A 25,312-nucleotide genomic window follows, 5' to 3' on the forward strand; every position below is an offset into this window, starting at 1 on the left:
CTGGCGGTCAGGCGCCGCCGGGGGATACGGGCAGCAGGGCAAGCTTGGCGGCGGCGGCATCGCGCAGCCGCAGCAAGGGTGCGATGTAGGCGGCTTGCGGATCGGCGTGCCGCCGGAACAGCAGCGTACTGACGCTGACGCCCGCAACGGGCCGCCCCGCCGCGTCGCATAGCGCCACGCCATAGCAGACGATGCCGGCTTCGTTTTCCTCGTTGTCGGTGGCGTAGCCGCGCGCGACGGTTTCGGCCAGCTGGGCGCGCAGCGCGGGCAGGCTGGCCACCGTGCCGGGCATGCGCGCGGGTAACGGCAAGCCGCTCAGCAGGCGTTCGCGCGCGGTCTCGTCCAGCGCCGCCAGATACGCTTTGCCGACCGCGCTGGAATGCAGCGCCACCGACGCCCCCACGCGCGACGCCATGCGCACCGGGCCTGGGCTTTCCAGCTTGTCAATGTAGGTCATCTCGCGTCCGGCCGGAACCGCCAGGTGCACCGTTTCGCCGGTTTCATCGCGCAGGGCCTGCAGTTCGGGCGCCAGTTCGGCGCGCAGGTCGAACTGCGACCAGGCGCGGCTGGCCAGCGACATCAGCCTGGGCCCCAGGCGGTAGGCGCCGCCGGTTTCGGCCAGCATGCCCTGTTCGGCCAGGGCCGCGACGATCCGGTAGACGGTGGGCCGGGGATAGCCGCAAGTGCGCGCCAGCGACGCGGCGGTGGGCGGCTGCGGCGCGTCGGCCACCGCCTGCAGCACGGTCATGAACTTGGCGAACGCCGCGGCGCCCGCGACCTTGGTTTCCAGCAAAGGGGTCTCCTGCCCAGGACGACTCGCCGCGCGCGGCAGGCAAGCAGAAAGTGCCGGCCGGACAGCGCTAAATTCAGACGAATCTGCGATACTGTTTATTTGTACAGCTAGCGAGCCAGTTTTGTCCATATATTGGACTCATGGCTCATGATGTAGGCAATTATTTCATATCGCCGCGCTCGGAACCAGCGACGGGTCGTCGCTCGGGCAGGCCTCTTCCCTCAGGCTACGATACCGTCCATGAGCTCTCACATTCGCATCGTTGGCGCCCGCCAGAACAATCTCAAGAACCTGGACCTGACCATCGCCACCGGTGAACTGGTCGTCGTGACCGGCGTATCAGGGTCCGGCAAGAGTTCGCTGGCCTTCGACACCCTGTACGCCGAGGGGCAGCGCCGGTACGTGGAAACCTTCTCGCCCTATGCGCGCCAGTTCCTGGACCGCATGGACAAGCCCCAGGTAGACCGCATCGAGGGCATCCTGCCCGCCATCGCCATCGACCAGACCAATCCGGTGCGCAGCTCGCGCAGCACGGTCGGCACGATGACCGAACTGAACGACCACCTGAAACTGCTGTTCGCGCGCGGCGCCCGGCTGTATTGCCGCGGCTGCGGCAAGGTGGTGCGGCGCGACACGCCGGATTCCGTCTACCACTCGCTGGCCGAACGCGCCGCCGCCGCTGGCGACCCGCGGCTGGTGGTGACCTTCCCCATCGCCGTCCCGTCCAACTTCACCGAAGAAGAGGTGCGCGGCTTCCTGGAGCAGCAGGGCTACACCCGGGTGCACGCCGAAGAAACCGCCGCGCCGCGCGCGGCCGCTCCGGCCAAGGGCGCCAAGAAGGCCAAAGCCGCAAAGGCCGGCACCGAATCGCGCCGCATCCTGCATGTGATCCAGGACCGCTTCCGCTTTGCCGGCACCGAGCGCGAACGCATCATGGAAGCGCTGGACACCGCGCTGCGCATGGGCGCCGGCCACCTGGCCGTGTACGTCATGGACGCCGAGGGCGGCAACGCCCACATCTGGAAGTACAGCGACCGCCTGCATTGCGCCGACTGCGATATCGAATACACCGACCCGCTGCCCAGCAGCTTCTCGTTCAATTCGCCGCTGGGCGCGTGCGAAGCCTGCCGCGGCTTCGGCCGCGTGATCGGCATCGATTTCGGCCTGGTCATCCCGGACGAAAACAAGACGCTGCTGGAAGGCGCCATCAAGCCCTGGACGACCCCATCCTACAAGGAATGCCAGGACGAGCTGCAGAAGTACGCGCCGAAGGCCGGCGTGCCGCTGGGCGTGCCCTGGAACAAGATGAGCGAAGAGCACAAGCGCTGGGTGCTCTACGGTACGCCCGACTGGAAGGGCGGCAGCGATGCCTGGAAGCACCAGTGGTACGGGGTGCAGCGCTTCTTCGACTGGCTGGAAACCAAGGCCTACAAGATGCACGTCCGCGTGCTGCTGTCGAAGTACCGCAGCTACACGCCCTGCCCCACCTGCAACGGCGCGCGGCTCAAGCCCGACGCGCTGCTCTGGCGCCTGGGCACCAAGGAAGAAGCCGATACCGTGCTGCCGCCGGAAGACGGCCGCTACAAGCGCTTCATGCCCGTGGGCGCCAACTGGAGCCGCGATCAGTTGAACGGCCTGGGCGGCCTGTCCATCCATGACGTGATGCTGCTGCCCATTGAACGCGTGCGGCATTTCTTCGACACGCTGTCCTTCTCCGGCGCGCTGGACGCCGCCACCGACCTGCTCATGACCGAGGTCCGCGCACGGCTCAAGTTCCTGTGCGACGTAGGCCTGGGCTACCTGACGCTGGACCGCCAGAGCCGCACGCTATCGGGCGGCGAGGTGCAGCGCATCAACCTGACCACGGCGCTGGGCACCTCGCTGGTGAACACGTTGTTCGTGCTGGACGAGCCCTCCATCGGCCTGCACCCGCGCGACATGCACCGCGTCGTCGAAGTCATGCACCGCCTGCGCAACGCCGGCAACACGCTGGTGGTGGTGGAGCACGATCCGCAGGTCATGGTGGCCGCGGACCGCATCATCGACATCGGCCCCGGCCCCGGCGAACGCGGCGGCCGTATCGTATTCGACGGCACGCCCGCGCAGCTGCGGGCGGCGCCCACGCTTACCGGCGACTATCTCGGCGGACGCCAGCGCGTAGAGGCGCCGCGGCCCATGCCCGTGGCGAAGAACACGCCGCGCCTGTTGCTCGAAGGCGCCACCGCGCACAACCTGAAGGACGTTTCCGTCGAACTGCCCCTGGGCCGCCTGGTCTGCGTGACCGGCGTGTCCGGTTCGGGCAAGTCCACGCTGGTGCAGGACGTGCTGTACCCCGCGCTGCTGAAGCAGAAGGGCAAGCCGTCAGAGGCGCCCGGCGCGTTCAGCCGCCTGCTGGGCGCGGAACAGATCGCGGACGTCGTCATGGTGGACCAGACGCCCATCGGCAAGACGACCCGCTCCAACCCCGCCAGCTACGTGGGCGCGTTCGACGCCATCCGCAAACTGTTCGCCCAGGCGCCGCTCGCGCGCGAACGCGCCTATACGGCGGGCACGTTCAGCTTCAACGGCGGCGACGGCCGCTGCCCGACCTGCGGCGGCACGGGCTTCGAGCACGTGGAAATGCAGTTCCTATCGGACGTGTACCTGCGCTGCCCCGATTGCGACGGCAAGCGCTTCCGCCCCGAAGTGCTGGAAGTGCGCGTCGAGCATCTGGGCAAAAGCGCGTCTATCGATCAGGTGCTGGAGATGACCGTCAGCGAGGCGCTGGACTTCTTCAAGGGCCTGCGCGACGTGCAGACCGGGCTTGCGCCGCTGGCCGACGTGGGCCTGGAGTACGTGCGGCTGGGCCAGCCCGTGCCGACGCTGTCGGGCGGCGAAGCGCAGCGGCTGAAACTCGCCGGCCACCTGGCCGAAGCGGCGCGCAGCGGCATCTCGACCGCCAAGGTCGCCAAGAAGGGCAGCCTGTTCCTTTTCGACGAACCCACCACCGGTCTGCACTTCGACGACGTGGCGCGCCTGATGCGCGCCTTCCGCAAGCTGCTGGCCGCGGGCCATACCCTGCTGGTCATCGAACACAACCTGGACGTCATCCGCGCGGCCGACTGGCTGATCGACCTGGGTCCCGAAGGCGGCGACGCCGGCGGCCAGGTCGTCGGCGTGGGCACGCCGCAGGATCTGATGGACAACCCGCAATCGCACACGGGCGCGGCGCTGCGCGATTACGAAGTCAGCATCCTGCCGGCGGACGTGATCGTGACGAGCGATGCCGATGCGCAGGAAGTGGAACAGGCCGGCCTGACCGCACGCATCGCCGAACCCGGCGCGGCCTACGGCGCCGGGATGGGCACGCCGCTGCAATCCCTGGTGCGTGCCCGCCGCCAGGACAACATGGCGATCGAGATCCGCAACGCCCGCGAGCACAACCTGAAAAACGTCAGCGTGGAAATCCCGCGCGACAAGTTCACCGTCATCACGGGCGTGTCCGGCTCGGGCAAGTCCACGCTCGCCTTCGACATCCTGTTCAACGAAGGCCAGCGCCGCTACCTGGAATCGCTGAACGCCTATGCGCGCGCCATCGTGCAGCCCGCCGGCAAGCCGGACGTGGACGCCATCTTCGGCATCCCGCCCACGGTCGCCATCGAGCAGCGCACCAGCCGCGGGGGCCGCAAGTCCACCGTGGCCACGATGACGGAAATCCACCATTTCCTGCGCCTGCTGTACGTCAAGCTGGGCACGCAATACTGCCCCGATTGCAACGTCGCGGTAGAACCGCAGAACGCCGACCAGATCGTGGCCCGGCTGCTGCGCGAGCACAAGGGCGAGCACATCGGCCTGCTGTCCCCGCTGGTCACCGCGCGCAAGGGCTACTATACGGACCTGGCCAAATGGGCCGGATCGAAGGGCCACTCGCATCTGCGCGTGGACGGCGAATTCATCCCCGTCGCGCCCTGGCCGCGCCTGGACCGCTACAAAGAACACACGATCGAACTGCCGGTCGCCGACGTCGTCGTGGACCCGGCGAACGAAACCGAACTGCGGGCGGCGGTCAAGAGCGCGCTGGAAAACGGCCAGGGCGTCATGTCCGTCGTCTGGCCGGTGAACAAGCTGCACGAAGCGCTGAACAGCGAACTGCAGCAGCAGCATTTTTCGGTCAAGCGCGCGTGCCCGTCCTGCGGCACCAGCTTCCCCGAACCCGATCCGCGCCTGTTTTCGTATAACTCCAAGCACGGCTGGTGCACGGGCTGCTTCGGCACGGGCCTGCAGTTGCAGGGCTTCGACGAAGAACAGACCGGCGAGGAAACCGCCTGGAACGCCTGGTACGAAGGCGAGGCCAAGGTCTGCTCCGTCTGCGACGGCCAGCGCCTGAACCGCGTGGCGCGGGCCGTGCGCTGGCGCGACAAATCGATCGCCGAGCTGGCCTCGCTGCCCGTGTCGGACGCGCACACCTTCTTCACCGGCCTGGTGGCGCGCGGCCGCGAGGGCGAGATCGCCCGCGACATCCTCGCGGAAATCCGCGGCCGCCTGAACTTCATGCAGGAAGTGGGCTTGAACTATCTGGCGCTGGACCGCGCGGCGCCCACGCTTTCCGGCGGCGAGGCGCAGCGCATCCGCCTGGCCGCGCAGCTGGGCTCCAACCTGCAGGGCGTCTGCTACGTGCTCGACGAGCCCACCATCGGCCTGCATCCGCGCGACAACCGCATCCTGCTGGACGCGCTGGCTCGCCTGGAAGGCAACGGCAACACGCTGGTGGTGGTGGAGCATGACGACGACACCATCCGCCGCGCCTCGCACATTATCGACATCGGCCCGGGCGCGGGCATCCGCGGCGGCCGCGTGGTGGCGCAAGGCACCGCACAGGATCTCGTGGAAGCACCCGAGTCCGTCACCGGACGCTATCTGGCCAAGCCGCTGCAGCACCCGCTGCAGGGTCGCCGCGCGGTGGAGGCCGACACGCCGATGATCGAGATCAAGGGCGCCCGCCTGCACAATCTGCGCAGCGTGGACGCCAAGATCCCGATCGGACGTCTCAGCGTGGTGACCGGCGTGTCGGGCTCGGGCAAATCGACCCTGGCGCGCGAAGTGCTGCTGGACAACCTGACGCAGGCCGTCTCGAAAGGCAAGGCGCCGGGCTGGGGCGGCTGCGATGGCATCACGGGCTGGGAAGCCATCGACCGCGTCCTGGAAGTGGACCAGACTCCCATCGGCAAGACGCCGCGCTCGTGCCCGGCTACTTATGTGGGCTTCTGGGACGACGTGCGCAAGCAGTTCGCCGATACCCGCGAAGCGCGCATGCGCGGCTGGACGGCGGCGCGCTTCTCGTTCAATACCGGCGACGGCCGCTGCCCGATCTGCGAAGGCCAGGGCATGCGCACCATCGAAATGAACTTCCTGCCGGACGTGAAGGTGCCGTGCGACGCCTGCAACGGCGCGCGCTTCAACAGCGACACGCTCAGCGTGCAGATGCGCGGCAAGAACGCGGGCGAACTGCTGTCCATGGAAGTGGACGACGCCATCGGCTACTTCGCGGCGCATCCCAAGATCCACCGCCCCCTGCAGCTGATGCAGGACGTGGGCCTGGGCTACCTGACCCTGGGGCAGCCCTCGCCGACCCTGTCCGGCGGCGAAGCCCAGCGCATCAAGCTGGTCACCGAGCTATCCAAGGCCAGGCTCACCGACGGCCTGATCAAGACCGGCCGCGCCTCCCGCATTCCCCATACGCTGTACGTGCTGGACGAACCCACGGTCGGCCTGTCCATGGCCGACGTGGAGAAGCTGATCCACGTGCTGCACCGCCTGGTGGAAGCCGGCAACACCGTCGTGGTGATCGAGCACAATCTCGACGTGATCGCCGAAGCCGACTGGCTGCTGGACCTGGGCCCCGAAGGCGGCACGGGCGGCGGGCGGCTGGTGGCCGAAGGATCGCCCGAACATGTCGTCACCCTGAGCGACCATTCCCACACGGGCCGGGTCCTGAAGGAATTCCTGGCACATCAACAGCAGTAAGAAGCATGGAATGTCGTTTTGAAGACCGGCTGGCCGGCAACGCGCTGCGATTGGAGGGCTTCTGCTCCCGGATCGAAGCGCGTACGGTCGCCGAAGTCGCCCCCGCGCTGGCCGCCATCGAGGCCGCGCGGCGGCAGGGCCGCTGGGTAGCGCTCCTGCTGAACTATGAGCTGGGCGAATGGCTGTTGCCGGAAGCCGCGCTGGCGCCGCCCACGGGGCCCTGGACGCCGCCCTGCGGCGGCGGCGAGCCACGCCTGACCGCGCTGGTATTCGAGCGCAAGATCGACGAAGCGCCCTGGGATGCGCCGGACGCCACCAGCGCCCCCGCGGCCATCAGCCTGCCCGCGCCGCGCATGGCCGAACCGGACTACGTGCGGCAGATCGAGGCGATCCGCGCGCTGATCGGCGACGGCGAGCTGTACCAGGTGAATTTCACCCAACCACTGGATCTGCGGTACCAGGGCGATCCCGCCACGCTGTACCGGCGCATCGCCGCCCGCAACCCGGTGGCGCACGGCGCATTCATCCAGGATGGCGCGCGCACGGTACTGTCCTTTTCGCCCGAACTGTTCGTGCGCCGGGACGGCCCGCGCCTGACCACGCGCCCCATGAAGGGCACGGCCCCGCGCCATGCCGACCCGGCCGAAGACGAGCGGCTGGGCCAGGCGCTGCTGGCCAGCGGGAAGAACCGCGCCGAAAACCTGATGATCGTCGACCTGCTGCGCAACGATCTCGGCCGGCTGGCCGAGCCGGGCTCGGTCCAGGTGGACGCGCTGTTCTCGCTGGAACGCTACCCCACCGTCTGGACCATGACGTCCACGGTGTCCGCGCTGGCGCCCCGCGCCAGCCTGGAAGACGTGCTGCGGGCGCTGTATCCCTGCGGGTCCATCACCGGCGCGCCCAAGGTGGCGGCCATGCGCCGGATCCGCCAGATGGAGGCGGCGCCCCGCGGCCTGTATTGCGGCAGCATCGGCTGGCTGGCGCCAGACGGCGATTTTTCGCTGAACGTCGCGATCCGCACGCTGCTCCTGGATGACTCGGGCCATGGCGTCTACAGCGTGGGCGGCGGCATCGTGCATGATTCCGATCCCGCCGAGGAATGGCAGGAATGCCACTGGAAAGCCCGGATTTTACGGGCGTGAGCCCCAGGACGAAGGCCGCGGTAGTAGGATAGAACGCGGCCGCCCTAGGAGAGTCTTATGCAACCCGAACTGATCGAGACCATCCTGGTCGATGCCGAACGCCGCGTGCCACTGCTGACCCGCCACCTCAAGCGCCTGGAGGCGTCCTGCAAGGCGCTGGGCTATGGCTGGGGCGGCCGGGCCGTGGAAGGCGACATCATGATCGCCGCGCTGGGCCTGGCGACCCCGGGGCCGCATCGCCTGCGCCTGCTGGTGGCGCGCGACGGCAGCCGCAGCATCCAGACCGCCGCCCTGCCTCCCCTGCCCGCGAAGCAGGAAGCCATGCTGGCGCCCGAAGCGCTGCGTTCCTCCGAACCGCTGCTGCGCTACAAGACGACCTACCGGCCCTGGTACACCAAGACCATCGAATGGCTGCCCTCGCATCCGCACATCTTCGACCTGCTCTACCTGAACGAGCGCGGCGAGCTCTGCGAAGGCAGCCGCAGCAACGTCTACCTGCGCATGGATGGCGACTGGTACACGCCGCCCGTAGACAGCGGCTGCCTGCCCGGCGTGCAGCGCGCCGAACTGCTGGACACCGGCCGCGTCGAAGAACGCGTCCTGACCCTGGCCGACCTGCATGCCGCCGAGGAAATCCGCCTGTCCAACGCGCTGCGCGGCTGGTTCCCGGTAACCCTGCGCGAAGCCTGAGGCCCGCACGCGGGCGCCGTCCGGCTCAATCCGCGAACTCGTCCACCACGACCTGCCGCAGCCATTGATTGGCGGGCTCGCGGTGGTTGCGGGCGTGCCAGAACACGTTGATCACCGACTCCGGGATCTTCACCGGACAGGCCGCGGCGGCCAGGCCAAAGGGGCTGCAGGCGCAGTCGGCGAAGCGCCGCGGCACCACGGCGATCATGTCCGTGGCGGCGAGCACCGGCCCCACGGCCATGAAGTGCGGCACCGTCAGGCGCACGCGCCGCCGGATGCCGGCCTGCCCGATCACTTCGTCCACCACGCCATGGCCGGTGCCTTCCGACACGATGGCCACGTGCTCCGCCGCGCGGAACTGCCTGGCCGATACGCCGGTGCGCGCCAACGGGTGGTCCCGCCGGAAGATGCACACATAAGGCTGGCGGAACAGCAGCCGCTGGAAAAAGCCGCTTTTCAGGCTGGGCAGGAAGCCCATGGCCAGGTCGATCCGGCCGCGCTCCATTTCGTCCTTCACGTCGATCGAGGTCGTGCGCACCGTGCGGACGGTAACGCCCGGCGCGGCGCGCTCCAAGGCACGCATCAGCCGGGGCAGGAAGTAGGTCTCGCCCACGTCGTTCACCCCGATCACGAATGCGCGCTCGCTGTGCGCGGGATCGAACGCCGCTCGCGCGTTCAGCGTGCTGTGCAAGGCGTCCAGGGCATCGGCAATGGGCCGCGCCAGGGCTTCCGCGTAGGGCGTGGGCACCATGCCGCGCGAGGTTCGCAGGAACAGCTCGTCGCCCAGCAGCTTGCGCAGCCGGCCCAGCGCGTTGCTGACCCCGGGTTGAGAAATCCCCAGGCTCTCCGCCACGGCCGATACCCGTCCGTGCTTGCGTAATTCATTGAAGACGACCAGCAGGTTCAGGTCCACGTCTTGCAGGTTCATGCGCTTGTCTCCACCAATATTCGTTTTGGTGATTTATCTCATTGATCAGATTCTATTTATTTATTTCACGCCCTGCCCGATCATGCGAAAAACGCCTGCGCCCATGCCGCGCAGGCTCTGCCCGGCCGCTCAACGGTCAGCCGAACCAAGGAGACCCGCCATGCATCCCAGCACGCGCCCCGTGGCCGCGCCCTGTCCCCGGGGCACGCCATGAATGCCCCCGAAGCCCCCCTCGAATTCGTACCGCCCTGGCAAGGGGACGGATCCCACCGCATCCCCTTCGGCGTCTATACGGACGCCGCGCTGCACCAGCGCGAAATGGACCGGTTCTTCTACCGCGCGCACTGGAGCTACGTGGGCCTGGAGGCCGAAATCCCCAAGCCGGGCGATTTCAAGCGCACCGCCGTGGGCGAGCGCTCCGTCATCCTGCTGCGCGACAACGACGGCCAGGTGCGCGTAGTGGAAAACGTGTGCGCCCACCGCGGCGTCCAGTTCTGCCGCGAACGGTCCGGCAACCGCAGCGAATTCGTCTGCCCGTATCACCAGTGGAACTACGACCTGCAGGGCAACCTGATCGGCGTGCCGTTCCGCCGTGGCGTCAAGCAGGACGGCCGGGTCAATGGCGGCATGCCGCCCGACTTCAAGCCGGAGGAGCACGGCCTGACCAAGCTTGCCGTGGCCTGCCGCAACGGCGTGGTCTTCGCCTCGTTCGACCATGACGTGGAGCCGCTGGAAGACTACCTGGGGCCGGATATCCTGCATTACTTCGACCGTGTCTTCGACGGCCGCGAACTGGTGATCCACGGCTACAGCCGCCAGCGCATACCGGGCAACTGGAAGCTGATGCAGGAAAACATCAAGGATCCCTACCACCCCGGCCTGCTGCACACGTGGTTCGTCACCTTCGGCCTGTGGCGGGCAGACAACCGCTCCGAACTGAAGATGGACAACCACTTCCGCCACGCCGCCATGATCTCCACGCGCGGCCAGGGAGGCAAAGGCAGCGTGACCAGCGGCGTTTCCAGCTTCAAGGAGCAGATGTCGCTGAACGACGACCGCTTCCTCGACATCGTGCCGGAGCCCTGGTGGAACGGCCCTACCGCCGTGCTGATGACGCTGTTTCCCAGCGTCATCATCCAGCAGCAGGTGAATTCCCTGTCCACCCGCCACATCCAGCCGGTGGGCCACGACGCGTTCGATTTCGTCTGGACGCACTTCGGCTTCGCCGACGACACGCCCGAGATGACCCGCCGCCGGCTGCGCCAGGCGAATCTGTTCGGCCCGGCGGGCTTCGTGTCCGCGGACGACGGCGAAGTCATCGAGTTCTCGCAATCGGGCTTCGAACAGAAGCCCTGGCACCGCAGCGTGGCTGAGCTGGGCGGCAAGACGGCCGAGAACACGGACCACATGGTGACCGAAACGCTGATCCGCGGTATGTACGCGTACTGGCGCCGGGTGATGGAGGCCTGACGATGCTGGACTTTGCGCTCTACTACCAATTGACCTGCCTGTACAACGACTACGCCGCCGCGCTGGACGCGGAGGAATGGGAGAAGTGGCCCGACTTTTTCATGGAAGACTGCGTGTACAAGGTACTGCCGCGCGAAAACCATGAGCGCGGCTATCCCCTGGCGACCATGGCGTTCGAAAGCCGCGGCATGCTGAAAGACCGTATCTACGGCGCCACCGACACGATCTTCCACGATCCGTATTACCAGCGCCATGTCGTGGGCGCGCCGCGCGTGCTTTCCGTGCAGGGCGACCGCATCGAATCCGAAGCCAACTACGCCGTGTTCCGCACCAAACCGAGCCAGCTGACCACCGTGTTCAACGTGGGCCGCTACCTGGACGTGGTGCGGCGTGGCCCGGACGGCTTGAAGTTCGAATCGCGGCTGTGCATCTTCGACAGCGAACTCGTGCCGAATTCACTCATCTACCCCATCTGACGAGGACACAGCACAATGAGCATGCAATGGATCAAGGCCATCGCGCGGGCCGACGTGCCGGAAGAAGACGTGATCGCCGTGGAGGCGGGAGGCCGCGAGATCGCGTTCTACGGCGTGGACGGCGAGGTCTACGCGACCGACAACCTCTGTACGCATGGCAATGCGCGGCTATGCGATGGCTTCCTGACCGGGCACGAGATCGAGTGCCCACTGCACCAGGGCCGCTTCGACGTGCGCGACGGCCGGGCGCTCTGCTCGCCGCTGCGCGACAACATCGCCACCTACCCCGTCAGGATCGAGGACGGCATGGTGTTCGTGGCGCTGTGAGCATCGGGCCACGCAGGGGGCCCGGCATTCACACGGCGAGGCGCAGCGCCTCGTTGGCGGCGGCCATCCCCATGGCCGCGGTGACGGTCACGACCGAACCATAGCCCGCGCAGGACAATCCCTGCGGCGCCAGGGCCTGGCCCGAGGCGCCCATGTCGTCCTCGCCCTCGGTGGCGCGGGTCCAGGCGTCCGGCAGGATTGCAGGCTGGTCGAACCACAAGGCATGGATGCCCATCTTCGGCACGCGCTTCAAAGCCTTGCCGTTCGGGTCGGAAGCGCGCGGAAACCCGTGCTCGCGCCGCAGCTTGTTGCGCAGCTTGGACAGCAGCGCGTCGTTCACGGCCGCGGACAGGTCACCCGCCCGCAAGGCCAGCGGATCCGTCTTGCCGCCCGCCCCGCCGCATAGCAACATGGGCACGCCCAGCGCCCGGGCATGCAGAATCATGGCGATCTTCGCGGCCGCCTGGTCGGTGCAGTCGATGATGACGGTGTACGGGCCCGGCAGCACCTCGGCGACATTCTCCGGCGACACGAAGTCGTCCACGCGCGTAAGACGGCATTCCGGATTGATGGCCAGCACCCGCTCGGCCATCGCGTCGACCTTGGATTGCCCGAGCGTCGACGTCAGCGCATGGATCTGCCGGTTGACGTTGGATTCGGCGATGTGGTCCAGGTCGATCAGCGTCAGCGCCCCGACCCCGCAGCGCGCCAGCGCCTCTACCGTCCAGGACCCGACGCCCCCCAGGCCGGCGACCGCCACATGCGCGTTACGGAGGCGGGCGGGCGCTTCGGGGCCATACAACCGCGACAGGCCGCCGAAGCGGCGGTCCAGGTCAGCGGGTTCCTGGGGGAGGAGTTCTGGGGAGTTCATGGGGGGGTATTTTAGGGCAGGCTGCTGAGGGTTGGTTCTTGATACGCCCGGCACGGGGGCACCCTGGGGGGCGCCCCCGCGCCGGGCTCCATTGCAGCCATCTTGACGGCCGGCGGGGCGGGCGGCGTGCTTGGCCTTCTGCTGCCCGGGGGATGCGCGGAAGATCTTGCAGGGACGCCAAAGCCGGCCGCGCGGGCGGCCTTCTTTGGCATATGGGCGTCGTCAACCGTAGCGCCGAACGCTGCGCGCCTGCGCACGGCACTGCAAGTGTCTGACACCCCAAGAAATGCCCTAAAGCCCGCCGCCGATGCCCACGGGTGTCTGACACCAACCAACACGCCGCCGCCCCCTCCCACACGCGAAGCGGCATCACCTCGCCGCAAGACAGTGCGTAAGCCCCAAAAGGCCGCCCGGGTGGCCGGCCTGGGGCGGGCCCCGCAAGATCCACCGCCTTCCCCCCGCCGCGACAGACGTCTCAAGAACTCCCGTCCCAACAGATTAAGAACTCCCCGTCACAAACCCCGCCCCGTCGCCAACAGCATCATCCCCCCCTAACGCCTGATACACCGTCACCTGGTTCACCAACCGGTTCAACATGTTCTCGTCCCGCGCGATCTCGGCGGTCCTGCGCTTTTCCTGCGCGTCCAGCCAGTCCTTCAGCGGCACCGCTCCCGCCCGGTACCGCACCTCGTACAGGCTTTCCGCCCGGCGGGCCGCGCGCAGGGAAGCGTCCAGCTGCTCCGCCTGCAGCGCCAGCTGGGTGCGGTTCGACAGGGCGTTTTCCACGTCCGACATCGCCTGGTACAGCGCCTGGCGGAAGTTCACCACGCGTTCCTCGTAATCCGCCTTGGAGATCTTGATGTTCAGCTGCATCTGGTTCCATTGCAGGAAAGGCAGCGTCAGGCCCGCGCCCAGGGATCCGATCGGGTTCTGCAGAATGTCGGCCAGCGTCGGGCTGGCGCTGCCCAGGGCGCCGGTGAGGGTCAAGGGCGGGTAGAAGCTGGCGCGGGTTGCGTCGACGATGGCCAGGGCTTCACGCAGACGCAGCTCGGAAGCGCGCAGGTCGGGGCGGCGGCCCAGCAGCTCGGCAGGGACGCCGGCGCGGGCCTCGGGCAGCGGATATTGCGGCAGCCGCGCCGGGTCCGCCATGGTGCGTTCCGGCGGGCCGTCGAACAGGATGGCCAGCGCATTCGCGTACTCCACCCGCGCCTGTACCAGCAGCGCATGGGCGGCCTGCTGGCTGGCCACGGTCTGCTCCGCTTCGGCCATTTCCAGCGCCGACGCTCCGCCCGCCGCGTACTGGGCGCGCACCAGGTCCTGCGTCTTGCGCGCGTAGGCGATGCTCTCCTCGCTGCTGGCGATACGCTGGTTGATGAAGCCGGTCTGCCAATACAGCGTGGCCGTGGTGCCAACCAGCGACAACGCCGCGCTCTGGCGGTCCTGCTCGGTCGCCAGCGCTTCCCATTGCGCCGCATCGCGCTGGCGGGACAACTTGCCCCACAAGTCCACTTCATAGCTGACGGTCAGCTCCGCCGCGTTGTTCCGGGTGGTGATGCGTTCGCCGCTCAGCGTGCGCGTGCGGGTGACGTTGGCGCTGCCGCCCAGCTGCGGGAACAGCTGGTCCTCGGACAGGCCGGCCTGGTACTGCGCGCGGCGCACGCGGATGGCGGCGGCGGCCAGATCGTTGTTGCGCGCCAGCGCGCCCTCGACCAGCCCATTGAGCACCGGATCGTTGAAATTCCGCCACCACGCGCCGCCGTCTGCCAGCGGACCTGCCTGGGCCGATGGGGCCGACGGCGCATGGGTCCAGGCCGCGGGCGCCGAAGTCGCCGGCGGCTCGTAGTCGGTGCGCAACAGGCTGCCGCAGCCGCCGAGCGCGAGCAGCAGCGCCAGGGCCGCAGGTTTGCAGATCAGGGAAACCGCTTTCATCGTCCTCATTCCCGGGCCAACGCCTCTACGGGATCCAGGCGCGCCGCATTGCGCGCCGGCAAATAGCCAAACAGCACTCCGATCAGCGTCGAGCAGGTGAACGCCGCCACCATGGCCGCCGTGGAGTAGATCATCTTGAACGACCCGCCCGTGGCCTTGGACACCAGCACGCCCAGCCCCAGGGAAAGGACGATGCCGATCGCCCCGCCGATCAGGCACACCAGCACCGCTTCGATCAGGAACTGCTGCATGATGTCGCTGCGCCGGGCGCCCACCGCCATGCGCACGCCGATCTCGCGGGTGCGCTCGGTGACCGACACCAGCATGATGTTCATGACGCCGATCCCGCCCACCATCAGCGAAATCAGCGCGATCATGGACACCAGCAGCGTCATCGTCGCCGTGGTGCGTTCGATGGTCTTGCGGATCGCGTCCGTATTGAACACGAAGAAGTCTTTCACCACGTGCCGGCGCGTCAGCAGGCGCACGATGGCCTGCTCGGCCGCGGCGGGCGGTGACGCGTCGTTGACGCGGACCGTGATGCTCTTCAGGTGCTGCTGCCCAAGCACCCGGGACAGCGCCGTGGTGTAGGGGATCCACACATTCAAGGTGTCGTTGCTGCCGAAAACCGTATCCTTCTTCTGCGTCACCCCGATCACGCGCGCCGGCATGGAACCCAGGAACACCACCTGTCCGATCGGGTCGGTATGCGAGCCGAACAGCGCCTTGCGGGTGCCGTCGTCGATCACCACCTCCTGGGCCCGGCGGGTCACGCTGGTGCCGTCGAAGAACTTGCCCTGGGCAAGCTTGATCGCGCGCACGCGGAAATACTGTTCGCCCACGCCCTGGATCGCACCATTCACGGACACGTTGCGGTAGCGCAGCGTATTGCTGGTGGCGACCTCGGGCGTCACGCTGTCCACGTAGGATTCGCGGGCCAGCGCATCCGCGTCGGCGGCCACCAGGGTGCGGATATTGACGGCTTTCTCGTCCCCGAAATCCTTGCCGGGAAAGATCTCGACGGTATTGGTACCGATTTCGCTGATGTCGTCCAGGATCTTGCGGCGCGAGCCCTCGCCCAGCGCGACCACGGACACCACGGCCGCGATGCCGATGATGATGCCCAGCATCGTCAGCGACGTGCGCAGCCGGTGCGCATTCATGGCGAGCAGCGCCATGCGCAGGGCTTCGCCGCAACGGTCCAGGTATGCCTGCCAGGCCGGCCGCTGGGCCAGCGCGGGGGCCTCGTCCCGGGCGATCTCGCGCCGCGGGGCGTCGGGATTGCGATGGTCGGAAACGATCTCGCCGTCGCTGATCTCGATGATGCGCTGGGCGTGGCGCGCCACGTTCATATCGTGGGTCACGATGATGATGGTGTGCCCCGCCGCGTTCAGTTCCTCCAGGATGCGCAGCACTTCCTGTCCGGTATGCGTGTCCAGCGCGCCGGTCGGCTCGTCGGCCAGGATGATGTCGCCGCCGTTCATCAGCGCCCGCGCGATACTTACGCGCTGCTGCTGGCCGCCGGACAGCTGCCCCGGCCGGTGTTCGGACCGATCGCCCAGCCCCAGCCGCTCCAGCAGGGCCTCGGCGCGCGCCAGGCGCGCCTCGCGCCGCTTGCCGGCATAGACGGCCGGCACTTCCACGTTGCCCTGCGCGGTCAGATCCGACAAAAGGTGGTAACGCTGGAAAATGAAGCCGAAATGCTCGCGGCGCAATTCGGCCAGCTCGTCCGGGTCCAGTTCGCCCGTGCTGCGTCCGCCGACCCGGTATTCGCCGCAGGTGGGACGGTCCAGGCAGCCCAGGACGTTCATGAGCGTGGACTTGCCCGAGCCGGACGCGCCCACGATCGCCACCATCTCCCCCGCCTCGATGGTCAGGTTGACGTCCTTCAGGACGGCTATGGTCTGCTCGCCCGCGGGAAACTCCCGGCGCACGCCGGCCAGCGCGATGAGGGGGCCGTTCATCTCAGGCACCCGGGGCCGTCGCGGCCGCCGGCGCGGCATCGGCCGACACGACGCGCTCGCCTACCTCCAGCCCCTCCAGCACCTGCGCCTGGACGTTGTTGTTCATGCCGATCCGGACCTGGCGCACTTCCGTCTTGTTGTCCTTCAGGACCACGCGCACGGCATAGCGGCCGTCCTGGCCGCGCTTGCCCAGCGCCGAGGCCGGCACCACCACGGTGTCCTTGGCCTCGCCCAGCACGATAAAGACCTGCGCGGTCATCGAAATGCGCAGCTTTTCGTCGGGATTGGGCACGTCGAACAGGCCGTTGTAATAGACGGCGGCGCTCGTGGAGCTGCTGCTGGAAGATGAGGTCAACGCGGACGTTGCATCGTCCTTCTGGATGGAGTCCGGCGCGGGCTCCACCGCGCGCAGCTCGGCGTGGTAGCGCTCGTCGGGTTCGCCGAGGATGGTGAAGTACACGGGCAGGCCCGGCTTCACGCGGGTCACGTCGGCCTCCGAGATCTGCGCCTTGACCGTCATGGTGTCTACCTGGGCCACCTTGATGATGGTGGGCGCGCTCTGGATCGAGTTGACGGTCTGCCCTTCCTTGGTAACCACGGCAACGACCACGCCGTCGATGGGCGACGCGATGCGGGTGTAGCCCAGATTGACCCTGGCCGTGTCCACCTGGATCTCGGCCTGCGCGATCTGGGCGTCCAGCGACGCGATCTCGGCGCGGGTGACCCCCAGCGTGGCCTCGGCGGTCTCGTAAGCCTCGCGCGAGCTGGCGTCGGCCGCCAGCATCTGGCGCTGGCGGCGGAAGGCCAGTTCGGCCTGCTTCAGCATGGCGACCTTGGCGGCCCGCTCCGCGCGCCGGGTCTGCAAGGCCGCCTCGGCGTTGCGCAGGTCGTTCTGCTGGGTCAGGTCGTCGATCTCGGCGACCAGCTGGCCTTTCTTGACCCGGTCGCCCAGCGCCACCTTCAGGGATTTCAGCTGCCCGGAAACCTGGGCGCCCACGCTGACGCGCTCGATGGCGTCGATCGTGCCGCTGGCCAGCACGCTGTCCTCGAGGTTGGCGCGGGTGACCTCGGCCACGGCGAAGGTGGGCGGCGGCGGCGCAGAGAAAAAAGCGGCGCGCACGGCGAACACGGCGAGCAGGAGCAGGACGGCGATCAGGGCGTAGCGCTTGGACTTACTGCGGGACTTTTTCATTGAACCTGCCGAATGGGGCGCCGGGCTTCCGCCTCGCGCCGGTATTGCAAATTGCGGGCAACGCCGGGACGGCCAGCGCGCGATGCCCGCTCATCCTAAACGTGCAATCCGCCCAAACCATGGCCAATCTGTGGAAAAACAGTGAAAAACAGTAAAGCGCCACGGGCGTCAACGGCCCGGGCGATTGTTCCGTTGCGAGAACGATACAACGCTTTGGCGCGGCCCGGCGCCGACCTCTTGCGCCCAGAAGAGCCGAACGTGCCGCCATCTTGTGCAATAAGCACGCCAGTTCGCTCCTAGATGGCAGCCATCATGAAATGGCTGTTTGGCGCCAATTGCGGCACTGCAAAACACGCTCGCCTCGACATTGGGCGACGATATGGACAGAATGAACGCAGTTAAGCCGTATCCGTGTCTACCTCCCATAGATCCCCCTCCTCGCCTTCCAGTTCCCCGGAATTTTCCGGGGCGGTCATGCTGTGCCTGCTGGCCATGATGAACCACGTGGCCCTGACCGGGGGACGCATCACCGTCTCGCTGACCGCGCTGCAAATGGGGCTATCTACTTTCAAGGTGGGCACGCTGGTCGCGGTGTTCGCCGTGCTGCCCATGCTGTTCTCGGTACGCGCGGGGCGCTGGGTCGACCGGGTCGGCATCGTCCGTCCGCTGGTCATCGGCACGACGCTGGTCGCCGTCGGCACCGCGCTGCCCTTCATTTCCCAGACTCAATTAGCCCTGCTGATCGCGTCCTGCTGCATCGGCATCGGCTTCATGCTGCACCAGGTCGCCACCCAGGACCTGCTGGGCCACGCCGAACCCACGCAGCGGCTGCGCAATTTTTCCTTCATGTCGCTGGCCTTGGCGGGGTCCGGGTTCTCCGGACCGCTGATCGCGGGCCTGGCGATCGATCATCTGGGCACCCGGCTGGCCTTCGGCCTGCTCACCCTGGGGCCGCTGCTGTCGGCGGGCGGGCTCTATATGTTGCGTCACCAATTGAAAGAGGTCGATTCGCAGCTGTCGGGCGCAAAAGAGGCCGAACGCCGCCGCGTTACCGAATTGCTTGCCGTGCCGGCACTGCGCCGCATCCTGATGGTGAACACCATTCTATCGGGCGCCTGGGACACCCATTTGTTCGTCGTTCCCATCTTCGGCGTGGCCATCGGTCTGTCGGCCACCACGATCGGCGTCATTCTTGCGTCCTTCGCGGCGGCAACATTCGTGATCCGCCTCGTTCTTCCCTTGATCCAGCGCCGGGTGCGTTCCTGGACGCTGGTGCGGGCCGCCATGGCGACCGCAGCCATCGATTTCCTGCTTTACCCGATGTTCACCGACGTTACGGCCCTGATCGTGCTGTCTTTCATCCTGGGCCTGGCCCTGGGGTGCTGCCAGCCCAGCATGCTATCCCTGCTGCACCACCATTCGCCCCCGGGACGGGCCGCCGAGGCCGTGGGCCTGCGGATGGCCCTCATCAACGGCTCCCAGGTCTCGCTGCCGTTGACCTTCGGCGCGCTCGGTGCGGTAATTGGCGTTGCCCCCCTTTTCTGGGCCTATTCCCTGGCCTTGATGGCCGGGGGCTGGGTCAACCGCAATCCCCCGATCGAATCTGACCGGAAACCGTAGTCGTGAACAATCCGTCTTCCCCTCCCGCCGGCATCCCCGGCGCCAGCCTTCCATTCCGCCTCTGGACGCCCGAAGAGCGCCAGGGCTCCCTGGACGAGGCCTTGCGCCACTGGCAATCGGGCGAGGACGTGTGGGTGTACGGGTATGGTTCGCTGATCTGGCGCCCCGATTTCGACTTCATGGAGCGCCGGCTCGCCACCCTGCGCGGCCACCACCGGGCGCTGTGCCTGTGGTCACGCGTCAACCGGGGCACGCCGGAATGCCCGGGCCTGGTGTTCGGCCTGGACCGGGGCGGCTCCTGCCGCGGCGTGGTGTACCGGCTCGCGGGCGATCAGGTGCCCAATTACTTCCCCGCGCTCTGGGAGCGCGAGATGTCCACGGGCGCCTACCTGCCTCGCTGGCTCAACTGCACGACGCAAGCCGGCACCGTCCGGGCGCTGGTCTTCATCATGAACCGGGACAACCCGGCCTATATCCGCGCCCTGCCCGAGCCCGAGCTGCTGGCCATCGTGCGCCGCGCCGCCGGCCGCTACGGCCCCTGCACCGACTACGTCGTGCAGACCGCCCAGGCGCTGCGCGCCGCCGGCATCCATGACGCCCGCCTGGACGCCATCGCCCGCCGGCTGGAACTGGACGGACGCCCCCTGCCCGAAGGCGCCTGAGGCAAACGCCGCGGTTTCCCGGCGTTCTTGCCGGAGACCTGAGCGGGGTCAATAGAGGGGCCGGGGTCCAGGCGGTATAAACTCCCTGTTATCAACGCTGAATCCTTACGCCCATGTCCGTCTCTGATCTGCGTCAAAGTTACGAGAAGAACGTCCTGCTCGAAAGCCAGGCCTGCACTTCGCCGTTCGCGCAATTCACCCTCTGGTTCGACGAAGCCCTGGCTTCCAAGGTGCCCGAACCCAACGCCATGACCCTGGCCACGGTGGACGCCAACGGCCAGCCCAGCGCGCGCATTGTCCTGATCAAGGGCTTCGACGAGCGCGGGTTTACGTTCTTCACCAACTATGAATCCCGCAAGGGCCTGGACCTGCAGGCCGAGCCGCGCGCCTGCCTGCTGTTTTTCTGGCAACCGCTGGAACGCCAGGTCCGGATCGAGGGCGTGGTGGAAAAAGTGGCCGCCGAGGAATCGGACGCCTACTATCACAGCCGGCCCGCCGGTTCGCGCATCGGCGCCTGGGCATCGCGCCAGAGCCAGCCCATCACCCGCGACGAGCTGGAAGCCCGCGAGCAGGAATTCCGCGAGCGCTTCGGCGAAGAGCCGCCGCGCCCCCCGCACTGGGGCGGTTACCGCCTGAAGCCCACCGCCTTCGAATTCTGGCAAGGCCGGCCGTCGCGCCTGCACGACCGCCTGCGCTACGTCGCCGAAGGCGCGGCCTGGAAGATCGAACGCCTGTCGCCTTGATGCCGGGCGCCCCGTGCGCCCGCCCCAATCCACGATTGCATGACCGCCTCCTCCCCTGATTTTGACGCCGCTTTTTTCCGCACTGCGCTGGGCCGCTACGCCACGGGCGTGACCGTCGTGACGACCGCCGGCCTCGATGGCGCGCCCATCGGACTGACCGTGAGCTCCTTCAACTCCGTGTCGCTGGATCCGCCGCTGGTGCTGTGGAGCCTGTCCCGCAGTTCGTCCTCGCTGGCCGCCTTCGAGCAGTGCGAGCGCTACGTCGTCAATGTGCTGGGCGCGGAGCAGATCGCGCTTGCGCGCCGCTTCGCCACGGGCAAGACCCCCGACCGCTATGCCGGGCTGCCCGTGCACCACGCCCCGGGCGGCACGCCCATGCTGGACGGCCACTGCGCGGCCTGGTTCGAATGCCACAACCGCCGCCGCTACGTAGAGGGCGATCACGTCATCATGGTGGGCGAGGTGGAACGTTGCGGCCATAGCGCCGAACCGCCGCTGGTCTTCCATGCCGGCGGCTTCGACCTGACTCCCGCCGGCGACCGCTCGGAAAGGAAGGCGCCATGAGCGCAGACATCGATTGCGTCGTGATCGGCGCGGGCGTGGTGGGCCTGGCGATTGCGCGCGCGCTGGCCCAGTCCGGGCGCGAGGTGCTGGTGGCGGAAGCCACCGAGGCCATCGGCACCGGCACCAGCTCGCGCAACTCCGAAGTCATCCACGCCGGCATCTACTACCCGGCGGGCAGCCTCAAGGCCCGTCTGTGCGTGCGCGGCAAGCACCTGCTTTACGCCTATTGCGCGGAACGCGGCGTGCCGCACAAGCGCCTGGGCAAGCTCATCGTGGCCGCCAGCCCTGAACAGGCCGCGCAGCTGGAAAGCATCGCCCAGCGCGCCCGCGCCAACGGCGTCGACGACCTGCAGTTCCTGTCCGGCGAAGACGCCATGCGCCTGGAGCCGGCGCTGCAATGCACCGCCGCCCTGTCATCGCCGTCCACCGGTATCGTGGACAGCCACGCGCTGATGCTGTCGTTCCAGGGCGACGCCGAGAACGCGGGCGCCCAATGCGTCTTCCACACGCCGCTGGTGTCCGGCCGGGTACGCCCCGAAGGCGGTTTCGACCTGCAATTCGGCGGCGACGAAGCCATGAGCCTGAGCTGCAATGTGCTCATCAATTCGGCCGGCCTGCAGGCGCCCGCGCTGGCGCGCCGCATCGACGGCGTGCCGGCCTCCAGCATTCCCACCGATTACCTGTGCAAAGGCAGCTATTTCACGCTGTCTGGCCGCGCGCCCTTTTCCCGCCTGATCTATCCCGTGCCGCAGCATGCTGGCCTGGGCGTGCACCTGACGCTGGACATGGGCGGGCAGGCCAAGTTCGGGCCCGACACGGAATGGGTCGGCACCGAAGACTACACGCTGGACCCGGCACGCGCGGACGTGTTCTACGCGGCGGTCCGCAGCTATTGGCCGGACCTGCCCGACCATGCGCTGGCGCCCGGCTACACAGGCATCCGTCCGAAGATATCCGGCCCCCACGAACCCGCCGCCGACTTCGTCATCGCCGGGCCTGCCGTGCACGGCGTGCCCGGGCTGGTCAACCTGTTCGGCATCGAATCGCCCGGGCTGACATCCAGCCTGGCCCTGGCGGAAGAGGCCCTGGCCCGCCTTGCTGAATGAGAGCCACCACGCCGCGCACGCGACGCGTGCCGCCCGCCGCCCGAAAAAACTGCCCTCCCTTGGAGCGGCCCGCCGGGAGCGCGCGCGCTTGCCGTCGCCCGTTTTCCGTTTTCTTCTCCTTTTTCTTGCCCCCTGAACCATGCAGCACAACGACTACATCCTGACCCTGTCCTGCCCCGACCGCACGGGCATTGTGTACCGCGTCAGCGGCCTGTTGTTCGAGCTGGGTTGCAATATTCTGGATTCGCAACAGTTCGGCGACGAGGAAACCGGCCGCTTCTTCCTGCGCGTGCACTTCGACGCGCCCGCCGGCGTGTCCGAGAGCGAACTGCGCGCCCGCCTGGCGCCCATGTCCGACGAGTACGGCATGGAGCTGAAGCTGCACGATGCGCGCCGCAAGGAACGCCTGCTCATCATGGTGAGCAAGCAGGGCCACTGCCTGAATGACCTGCTGTTCCGCGTGCACAGCGGCCACCTGCATGCCGAAGTGGCCGCGATCGTGTCGAACCACAACGACTACGCGGGCCTGGCGGCGTCCTATGGCATTCCGTTCCATCACCTGCCGGTCACGGCCGGCACCAAGGCGGAACAGGAACGGCAGGTGCTGGCCCTGGTCGAGCAGGAAGGCATCGACCTGGTCGTGCTGGCCCGCTACATGCAGATCCTGTCCGAGGACATGTGCCGCGCGCTCAACGGCCGCGCCATCAATATCCACCACAGCTTCCTGCCCAGCTTCAAGGGCGCCCGCCCCTATCACCAAGCGCATGCGCGCGGCGTCAAGATCATCGGCGCCACCGCCCACTACGTGACGTCGGACCTGGACGAAGGCCCGATCATCGACCAGGACATCGAACGCGTGGACCACACGATGACCGCCCAGGACCTGACCCAGGTCGGCAGCGACATCGAATCCCTGGTGCTGTCGCGCGCCGTGCGCAGCCACGTCGAACACCGCATCCTGCTCAACCGCAACAAAACGGTGGTCTTCCGCTAGGAAGGCGGCTCGGGCGGGGAACTCCCCGCCCGCCGCGCCTACGGGCCATCTTCCGCTTGCGCGGCGGCCACGGCCGCCGCCGTGGCGCTCGCGACGTCGGGCTGGAGATGCCCCTGCAGCCGCTTGTACAGGCCGATACGGCGCACGATGTCCAGCGGCTGGCCCATCAAACCCGAGACGATCAGCCGCACCTGGCGAGCATCGCACACGCTGCTCAGCCCTTCGAGCGCCTCGGCCCCGGTCGAATCCACATAGATCACATTCTTCAGGTCCAGCACCAGCGCCCGCGCGGGCAGGTGGTCCTCCAGCGACTCCACCAGCTTGGTGGCGCCGAAGAAAACCGTGCCATACAGCCGCCAGACGGCCACCTTCCCCTCCAGGCCGGCCAGCAGGGGCTGCTCGGCAGCCGTGATCCGTTCGGCGCGCGACAGGCTGGAGATGCGGTAGATGAAAGTAATGCAGGCCGCGAAGATGCCGAATTCCACCGCGATCGTCAGGTCGAAGATCACCGTCAGCAGGAACACCGACACCAGCGTGATGCGGTAGGGCAGCCGATAGGTCTTGAGCCGCGTGAACTCGCGCCACTCGCCCATGTTCCAGGCCACGAACATCAGGATGGCCGCCAGCGTGGCCAGCGGAATGGAGGCCGCCAGCGGCGCGGCCACCAGGATCACCAGCAGCAGCACCCCCGCATGCACCATGCCCGAGACAGGGCTGGTGGCGCCGCTTTTCACGTTCGTCACCGTGCGCGCGATAGTGCCCGTGGCGGGCATGCCGCCGAAAAAGGGCGTGACGAAATTGGCGATGCCTTGCGCCATCAGTTCCTGGTTGGGATCGTGCCGGTCGCCGATCATGCCGTCGGCCACGCGCGCGCACAGGAGCGATTCGATGGCGCCCAGCACCGCCAGCGTAATGGTCGGCATGAGCAGGAAGCGGGCCGATTCCCAGCTGAACGCCGGCAACGTGAAATCGGGCAACGCCGCCGGGACGCCGCCAAAGCGGCTGCCGATGGTCTCGACGGGCAGCTGGAACAAGGCCACCGCCGCCGTGGCCAGCGCCAGCGCAACGATGGAGCCGGGCACGCGGGTCAGTCTCGCCGTCCGGCGGCCGCCCCATTTCGGCAGCCAGCGCTGCCAGCCGACGATCACCGCCAGCGACACCAGCGCAACGCCGGCGGCCCAGGGGTTGAGCGTGGACAGATGGCCGCCCAGCGCGCCCAGGATGCCGAAGAAGTCGCCTGGCATCTCCGGAATCGAGAGCCCCAGGAAATCCTTGATCTGCGACAGCGCGATCAGCACCGCGATGCCGTTGGTGAAGCCGATGATGACCGCCACCGGAATGAACCGCACCAAGGTTCCCAGCCTGAGCAGCCCCATCACGAACAGCAGCACGCCCGACAGCGCGGTAGCGATGATCAGGTTGGCCACGCCGTACTGCTGCACGATGTCGTAGACGATGACGATGAACGCGCCTGCAGGCCCGCCGATCTGCACCCGGCTGCCCCCGAGCAGAGCGATCAGAAAGCCCGCGATGATGGAGGTGAAAAGGCCTGCCTCCGGCTTGAGGCCCGAGCCGATGGCAAATGCCATGGCCAGGGGCAGCGCCACCACGGCCACCGTGAGGCCGGCGCCCAGATCCTGCAGGAAGCGGGTGCGGTCGTAGCCGCGCAGCGCGCCGAACAGGCGTGGATGAAAGGAAAAGGGAATGTCCACAATCGACTCCGGAGAAGTGAAACTGAAACGCCCTGAGGGGGTTCAGTACTTCGCCGGAGGTCCGCAATGGCGCAGGCGTGTAATGAAACGCCTGCGGCGCGACAGCGGCAGGATCGGTAAGTAGGA

General features: G+C 67.7%; 19 protein-coding genes. 12 read left to right on the forward strand and 7 right to left on the reverse strand.

All coding sequences use genetic code 11. The annotated features are described in order from the left end of the window. Window positions 1-7 precede the first annotated feature (7 nt). On the reverse strand, window positions 8-793 hold the full coding sequence (locus AGI3411_RS06705; protein ID WP_129526610.1) for an IclR family transcriptional regulator: 786 nt from the start codon (window positions 791-793) through the stop codon (window positions 8-10). Between the two features lie 240 nt (window positions 794-1,033). Here AGI3411_RS06705 and uvrA point away from each other — a divergent pair, with 240 nt between their 5' ends. From uvrA to AGI3411_RS06720, 3 genes are read left to right on the forward strand one after another with little or no spacing between them, the layout of a single operon-like run. Then, a complete protein-coding gene (gene uvrA / locus AGI3411_RS06710) occupies window positions 1,034-6,796 on the forward strand; it encodes an excinuclease ABC subunit UvrA (RefSeq protein WP_129526611.1) in 5,763 nt (1,920 codons plus the stop codon). 5 nt (window positions 6,797-6,801) lie between these two features. After that, window positions 6,802-7,938 (forward strand): aminodeoxychorismate synthase component I, encoded by a 1,137-nt coding sequence (locus AGI3411_RS06715; RefSeq protein ID WP_129526612.1) that lies wholly within the window; start codon window positions 6,802-6,804, stop codon window positions 7,936-7,938. Between the two features lie 57 nt (window positions 7,939-7,995). Continuing rightward, window positions 7,996-8,628 carry an aminotransferase class IV family protein gene (locus tag AGI3411_RS06720; protein ID WP_129526613.1) on the forward strand — a complete coding sequence of 211 codons (633 nt, stop codon included), beginning with the start codon at window positions 7,996-7,998 and terminating at the stop codon, window positions 8,626-8,628. A 25-nt stretch (window positions 8,629-8,653) separates the two neighbouring features. On the opposite strand, the gene AGI3411_RS06725 is transcribed toward AGI3411_RS06720, so the two are convergent. After that, window positions 8,654-9,556: a LysR family transcriptional regulator gene (locus AGI3411_RS06725; protein WP_129526614.1), complete on the reverse strand. Its 903-nt coding sequence runs from the start codon at window positions 9,554-9,556 to the stop codon at window positions 8,654-8,656. A 210-nt stretch (window positions 9,557-9,766) separates the two neighbouring features. Between AGI3411_RS06725 and AGI3411_RS06730 the strand changes: the two genes are divergently transcribed. Genes AGI3411_RS06730 through AGI3411_RS06740 form a run of 3 tightly spaced genes read left to right on the forward strand, consistent with a single transcriptional unit; the run spans window position 9,767 to window position 11,829 of the window. Then, a complete protein-coding gene (locus tag AGI3411_RS06730) occupies window positions 9,767-11,026 on the forward strand; it encodes an aromatic ring-hydroxylating dioxygenase subunit alpha (RefSeq protein WP_129526615.1) in 1,260 nt (419 codons plus the stop codon). Between the two features lie 2 nt (window positions 11,027-11,028). Beyond that, window positions 11,029-11,502, forward strand: coding sequence for an aromatic-ring-hydroxylating dioxygenase subunit beta (locus tag AGI3411_RS06735; RefSeq protein WP_129526616.1), 474 nt, complete (start codon window positions 11,029-11,031; stop codon window positions 11,500-11,502). Window positions 11,503-11,517: 15 nt separating this feature from the next. After that, window positions 11,518-11,829: a non-heme iron oxygenase ferredoxin subunit gene (locus AGI3411_RS06740; RefSeq protein ID WP_043542442.1), complete on the forward strand. Its 312-nt coding sequence runs from the start codon at window positions 11,518-11,520 to the stop codon at window positions 11,827-11,829. Between the two features lie 28 nt (window positions 11,830-11,857). On the opposite strand, the gene AGI3411_RS06745 is transcribed toward AGI3411_RS06740, so the two are convergent. The 4 genes from AGI3411_RS06745 to AGI3411_RS06760 form a co-directional block, all read right to left on the reverse strand. After that, window positions 11,858-12,700 carry a tRNA threonylcarbamoyladenosine dehydratase gene (locus AGI3411_RS06745; protein ID WP_129526617.1) on the reverse strand — a complete coding sequence of 281 codons (843 nt, stop codon included), beginning with the start codon at window positions 12,698-12,700 and terminating at the stop codon, window positions 11,858-11,860. A 498-nt stretch (window positions 12,701-13,198) separates the two neighbouring features. Further along, window positions 13,199-14,629 carry an efflux transporter outer membrane subunit gene (locus AGI3411_RS06750; RefSeq protein WP_129526618.1) on the reverse strand — a complete coding sequence of 477 codons (1,431 nt, stop codon included), beginning with the start codon at window positions 14,627-14,629 and terminating at the stop codon, window positions 13,199-13,201. A 5-nt stretch (window positions 14,630-14,634) separates the two neighbouring features. Continuing rightward, window positions 14,635-16,593 carry a MacB family efflux pump subunit gene (locus AGI3411_RS06755; RefSeq protein ID WP_129526619.1) on the reverse strand — a complete coding sequence of 653 codons (1,959 nt, stop codon included), beginning with the start codon at window positions 16,591-16,593 and terminating at the stop codon, window positions 14,635-14,637. A gap of 1 nt (window position 16,594) precedes the next feature. After that, a complete protein-coding gene (locus tag AGI3411_RS06760; RefSeq protein ID WP_129526620.1) occupies window positions 16,595-17,785 on the reverse strand; it encodes an efflux RND transporter periplasmic adaptor subunit in 1,191 nt (396 codons plus the stop codon). Window positions 17,786-18,196: 411 nt separating this feature from the next. Between AGI3411_RS06760 and AGI3411_RS06765 the strand changes: the two genes are divergently transcribed. The 6 genes from AGI3411_RS06765 to purU all read left to right on the forward strand — a co-directional run bounded on the left by AGI3411_RS06765 (window position 18,197) and on the right by purU (window position 23,474). After that, window positions 18,197-19,405 (forward strand): MFS transporter, encoded by a 1,209-nt coding sequence (locus AGI3411_RS06765; protein ID WP_129526621.1) that lies wholly within the window; start codon window positions 18,197-18,199, stop codon window positions 19,403-19,405. A gap of 2 nt (window positions 19,406-19,407) precedes the next feature. Then, window positions 19,408-20,067 (forward strand): gamma-glutamylcyclotransferase, encoded by a 660-nt coding sequence (locus tag AGI3411_RS06770; protein WP_129526622.1) that lies wholly within the window; start codon window positions 19,408-19,410, stop codon window positions 20,065-20,067. Between the two features lie 113 nt (window positions 20,068-20,180). Next, window positions 20,181-20,810, forward strand: a complete 630-nt coding sequence (pdxH, locus tag AGI3411_RS06775) for a pyridoxamine 5'-phosphate oxidase (RefSeq protein ID WP_129526623.1) — start codon at window positions 20,181-20,183, stop codon at window positions 20,808-20,810. Window positions 20,811-20,849: 39 nt separating this feature from the next. After that, on the forward strand, window positions 20,850-21,374 hold the full coding sequence (locus tag AGI3411_RS06780; RefSeq protein ID WP_129526624.1) for a flavin reductase family protein: 525 nt from the start codon (window positions 20,850-20,852) through the stop codon (window positions 21,372-21,374). Further along, window positions 21,371-22,480 carry an NAD(P)/FAD-dependent oxidoreductase gene (locus tag AGI3411_RS06785; protein WP_129526625.1) on the forward strand — a complete coding sequence of 370 codons (1,110 nt, stop codon included), beginning with the start codon at window positions 21,371-21,373 and terminating at the stop codon, window positions 22,478-22,480. The genes AGI3411_RS06780 and AGI3411_RS06785 overlap by 4 nt, the downstream gene beginning before the upstream one ends. Before the next feature lie 139 nt (window positions 22,481-22,619). Further along, entirely contained in the window at window positions 22,620-23,474 is an 855-nt protein-coding gene (gene purU, locus AGI3411_RS06790; RefSeq protein WP_129526626.1) for a formyltetrahydrofolate deformylase, read from the forward strand. 38 nt (window positions 23,475-23,512) lie between these two features. On the opposite strand, the gene AGI3411_RS06795 is transcribed toward purU, so the two are convergent. Further along, window positions 23,513-25,186, reverse strand: coding sequence for a SulP family inorganic anion transporter (locus AGI3411_RS06795; RefSeq protein ID WP_129526627.1), 1,674 nt, complete (start codon window positions 25,184-25,186; stop codon window positions 23,513-23,515). Window positions 25,187-25,312 lie beyond the last annotated feature (126 nt).

The organism is Achromobacter agilis, from assembly GCF_900496965.1.
Lineage (GTDB): Bacteria > Pseudomonadota > Gammaproteobacteria > Burkholderiales > Burkholderiaceae_B > Achromobacter > Achromobacter agilis.

Bases quoted from the DNA above. Each gene is read 5' to 3' on its own strand.
- uvrA (WP_129526611.1), top strand. From the start codon at position 1,034: ATGAGCTCTCACATTCGCATCGTTGGCGCCCGCCAGAACAATCTCAAG.
- AGI3411_RS06715 (WP_129526612.1), top strand. From the start codon at position 6,802: ATGGAATGTCGTTTTGAAGACCGGCTGGCCGGCAACGCGCTGCGATTG.
- AGI3411_RS06720 (WP_129526613.1), top strand. From the start codon at position 7,996: ATGCAACCCGAACTGATCGAGACCATCCTGGTCGATGCCGAACGCCGC.
- AGI3411_RS06725 (WP_129526614.1), bottom strand. From the start codon at position 9,556: ATGAACCTGCAAGACGTGGACCTGAACCTGCTGGTCGTCTTCAATGAA.
- AGI3411_RS06730 (WP_129526615.1), top strand. From the start codon at position 9,767: ATGAATGCCCCCGAAGCCCCCCTCGAATTCGTACCGCCCTGGCAAGGG.
- AGI3411_RS06735 (WP_129526616.1), top strand. From the start codon at position 11,029: ATGCTGGACTTTGCGCTCTACTACCAATTGACCTGCCTGTACAACGAC.
- AGI3411_RS06740 (WP_043542442.1), top strand. From the start codon at position 11,518: ATGAGCATGCAATGGATCAAGGCCATCGCGCGGGCCGACGTGCCGGAA.
- AGI3411_RS06745 (WP_129526617.1), bottom strand. From the start codon at position 12,700: ATGAACTCCCCAGAACTCCTCCCCCAGGAACCCGCTGACCTGGACCGC.
- AGI3411_RS06750 (WP_129526618.1), bottom strand. From the start codon at position 14,629: ATGAAAGCGGTTTCCCTGATCTGCAAACCTGCGGCCCTGGCGCTGCTG.
- AGI3411_RS06755 (WP_129526619.1), bottom strand. From the start codon at position 16,593: ATGAACGGCCCCCTCATCGCGCTGGCCGGCGTGCGCCGGGAGTTTCCC.
- AGI3411_RS06760 (WP_129526620.1), bottom strand. From the start codon at position 17,785: ATGAAAAAGTCCCGCAGTAAGTCCAAGCGCTACGCCCTGATCGCCGTC.
- pdxH (WP_129526623.1), top strand. From the start codon at position 20,181: ATGTCCGTCTCTGATCTGCGTCAAAGTTACGAGAAGAACGTCCTGCTC.
- AGI3411_RS06780 (WP_129526624.1), top strand. From the start codon at position 20,850: ATGACCGCCTCCTCCCCTGATTTTGACGCCGCTTTTTTCCGCACTGCG.
- AGI3411_RS06785 (WP_129526625.1), top strand. From the start codon at position 21,371: ATGAGCGCAGACATCGATTGCGTCGTGATCGGCGCGGGCGTGGTGGGC.
- purU (WP_129526626.1), top strand. From the start codon at position 22,620: ATGCAGCACAACGACTACATCCTGACCCTGTCCTGCCCCGACCGCACG.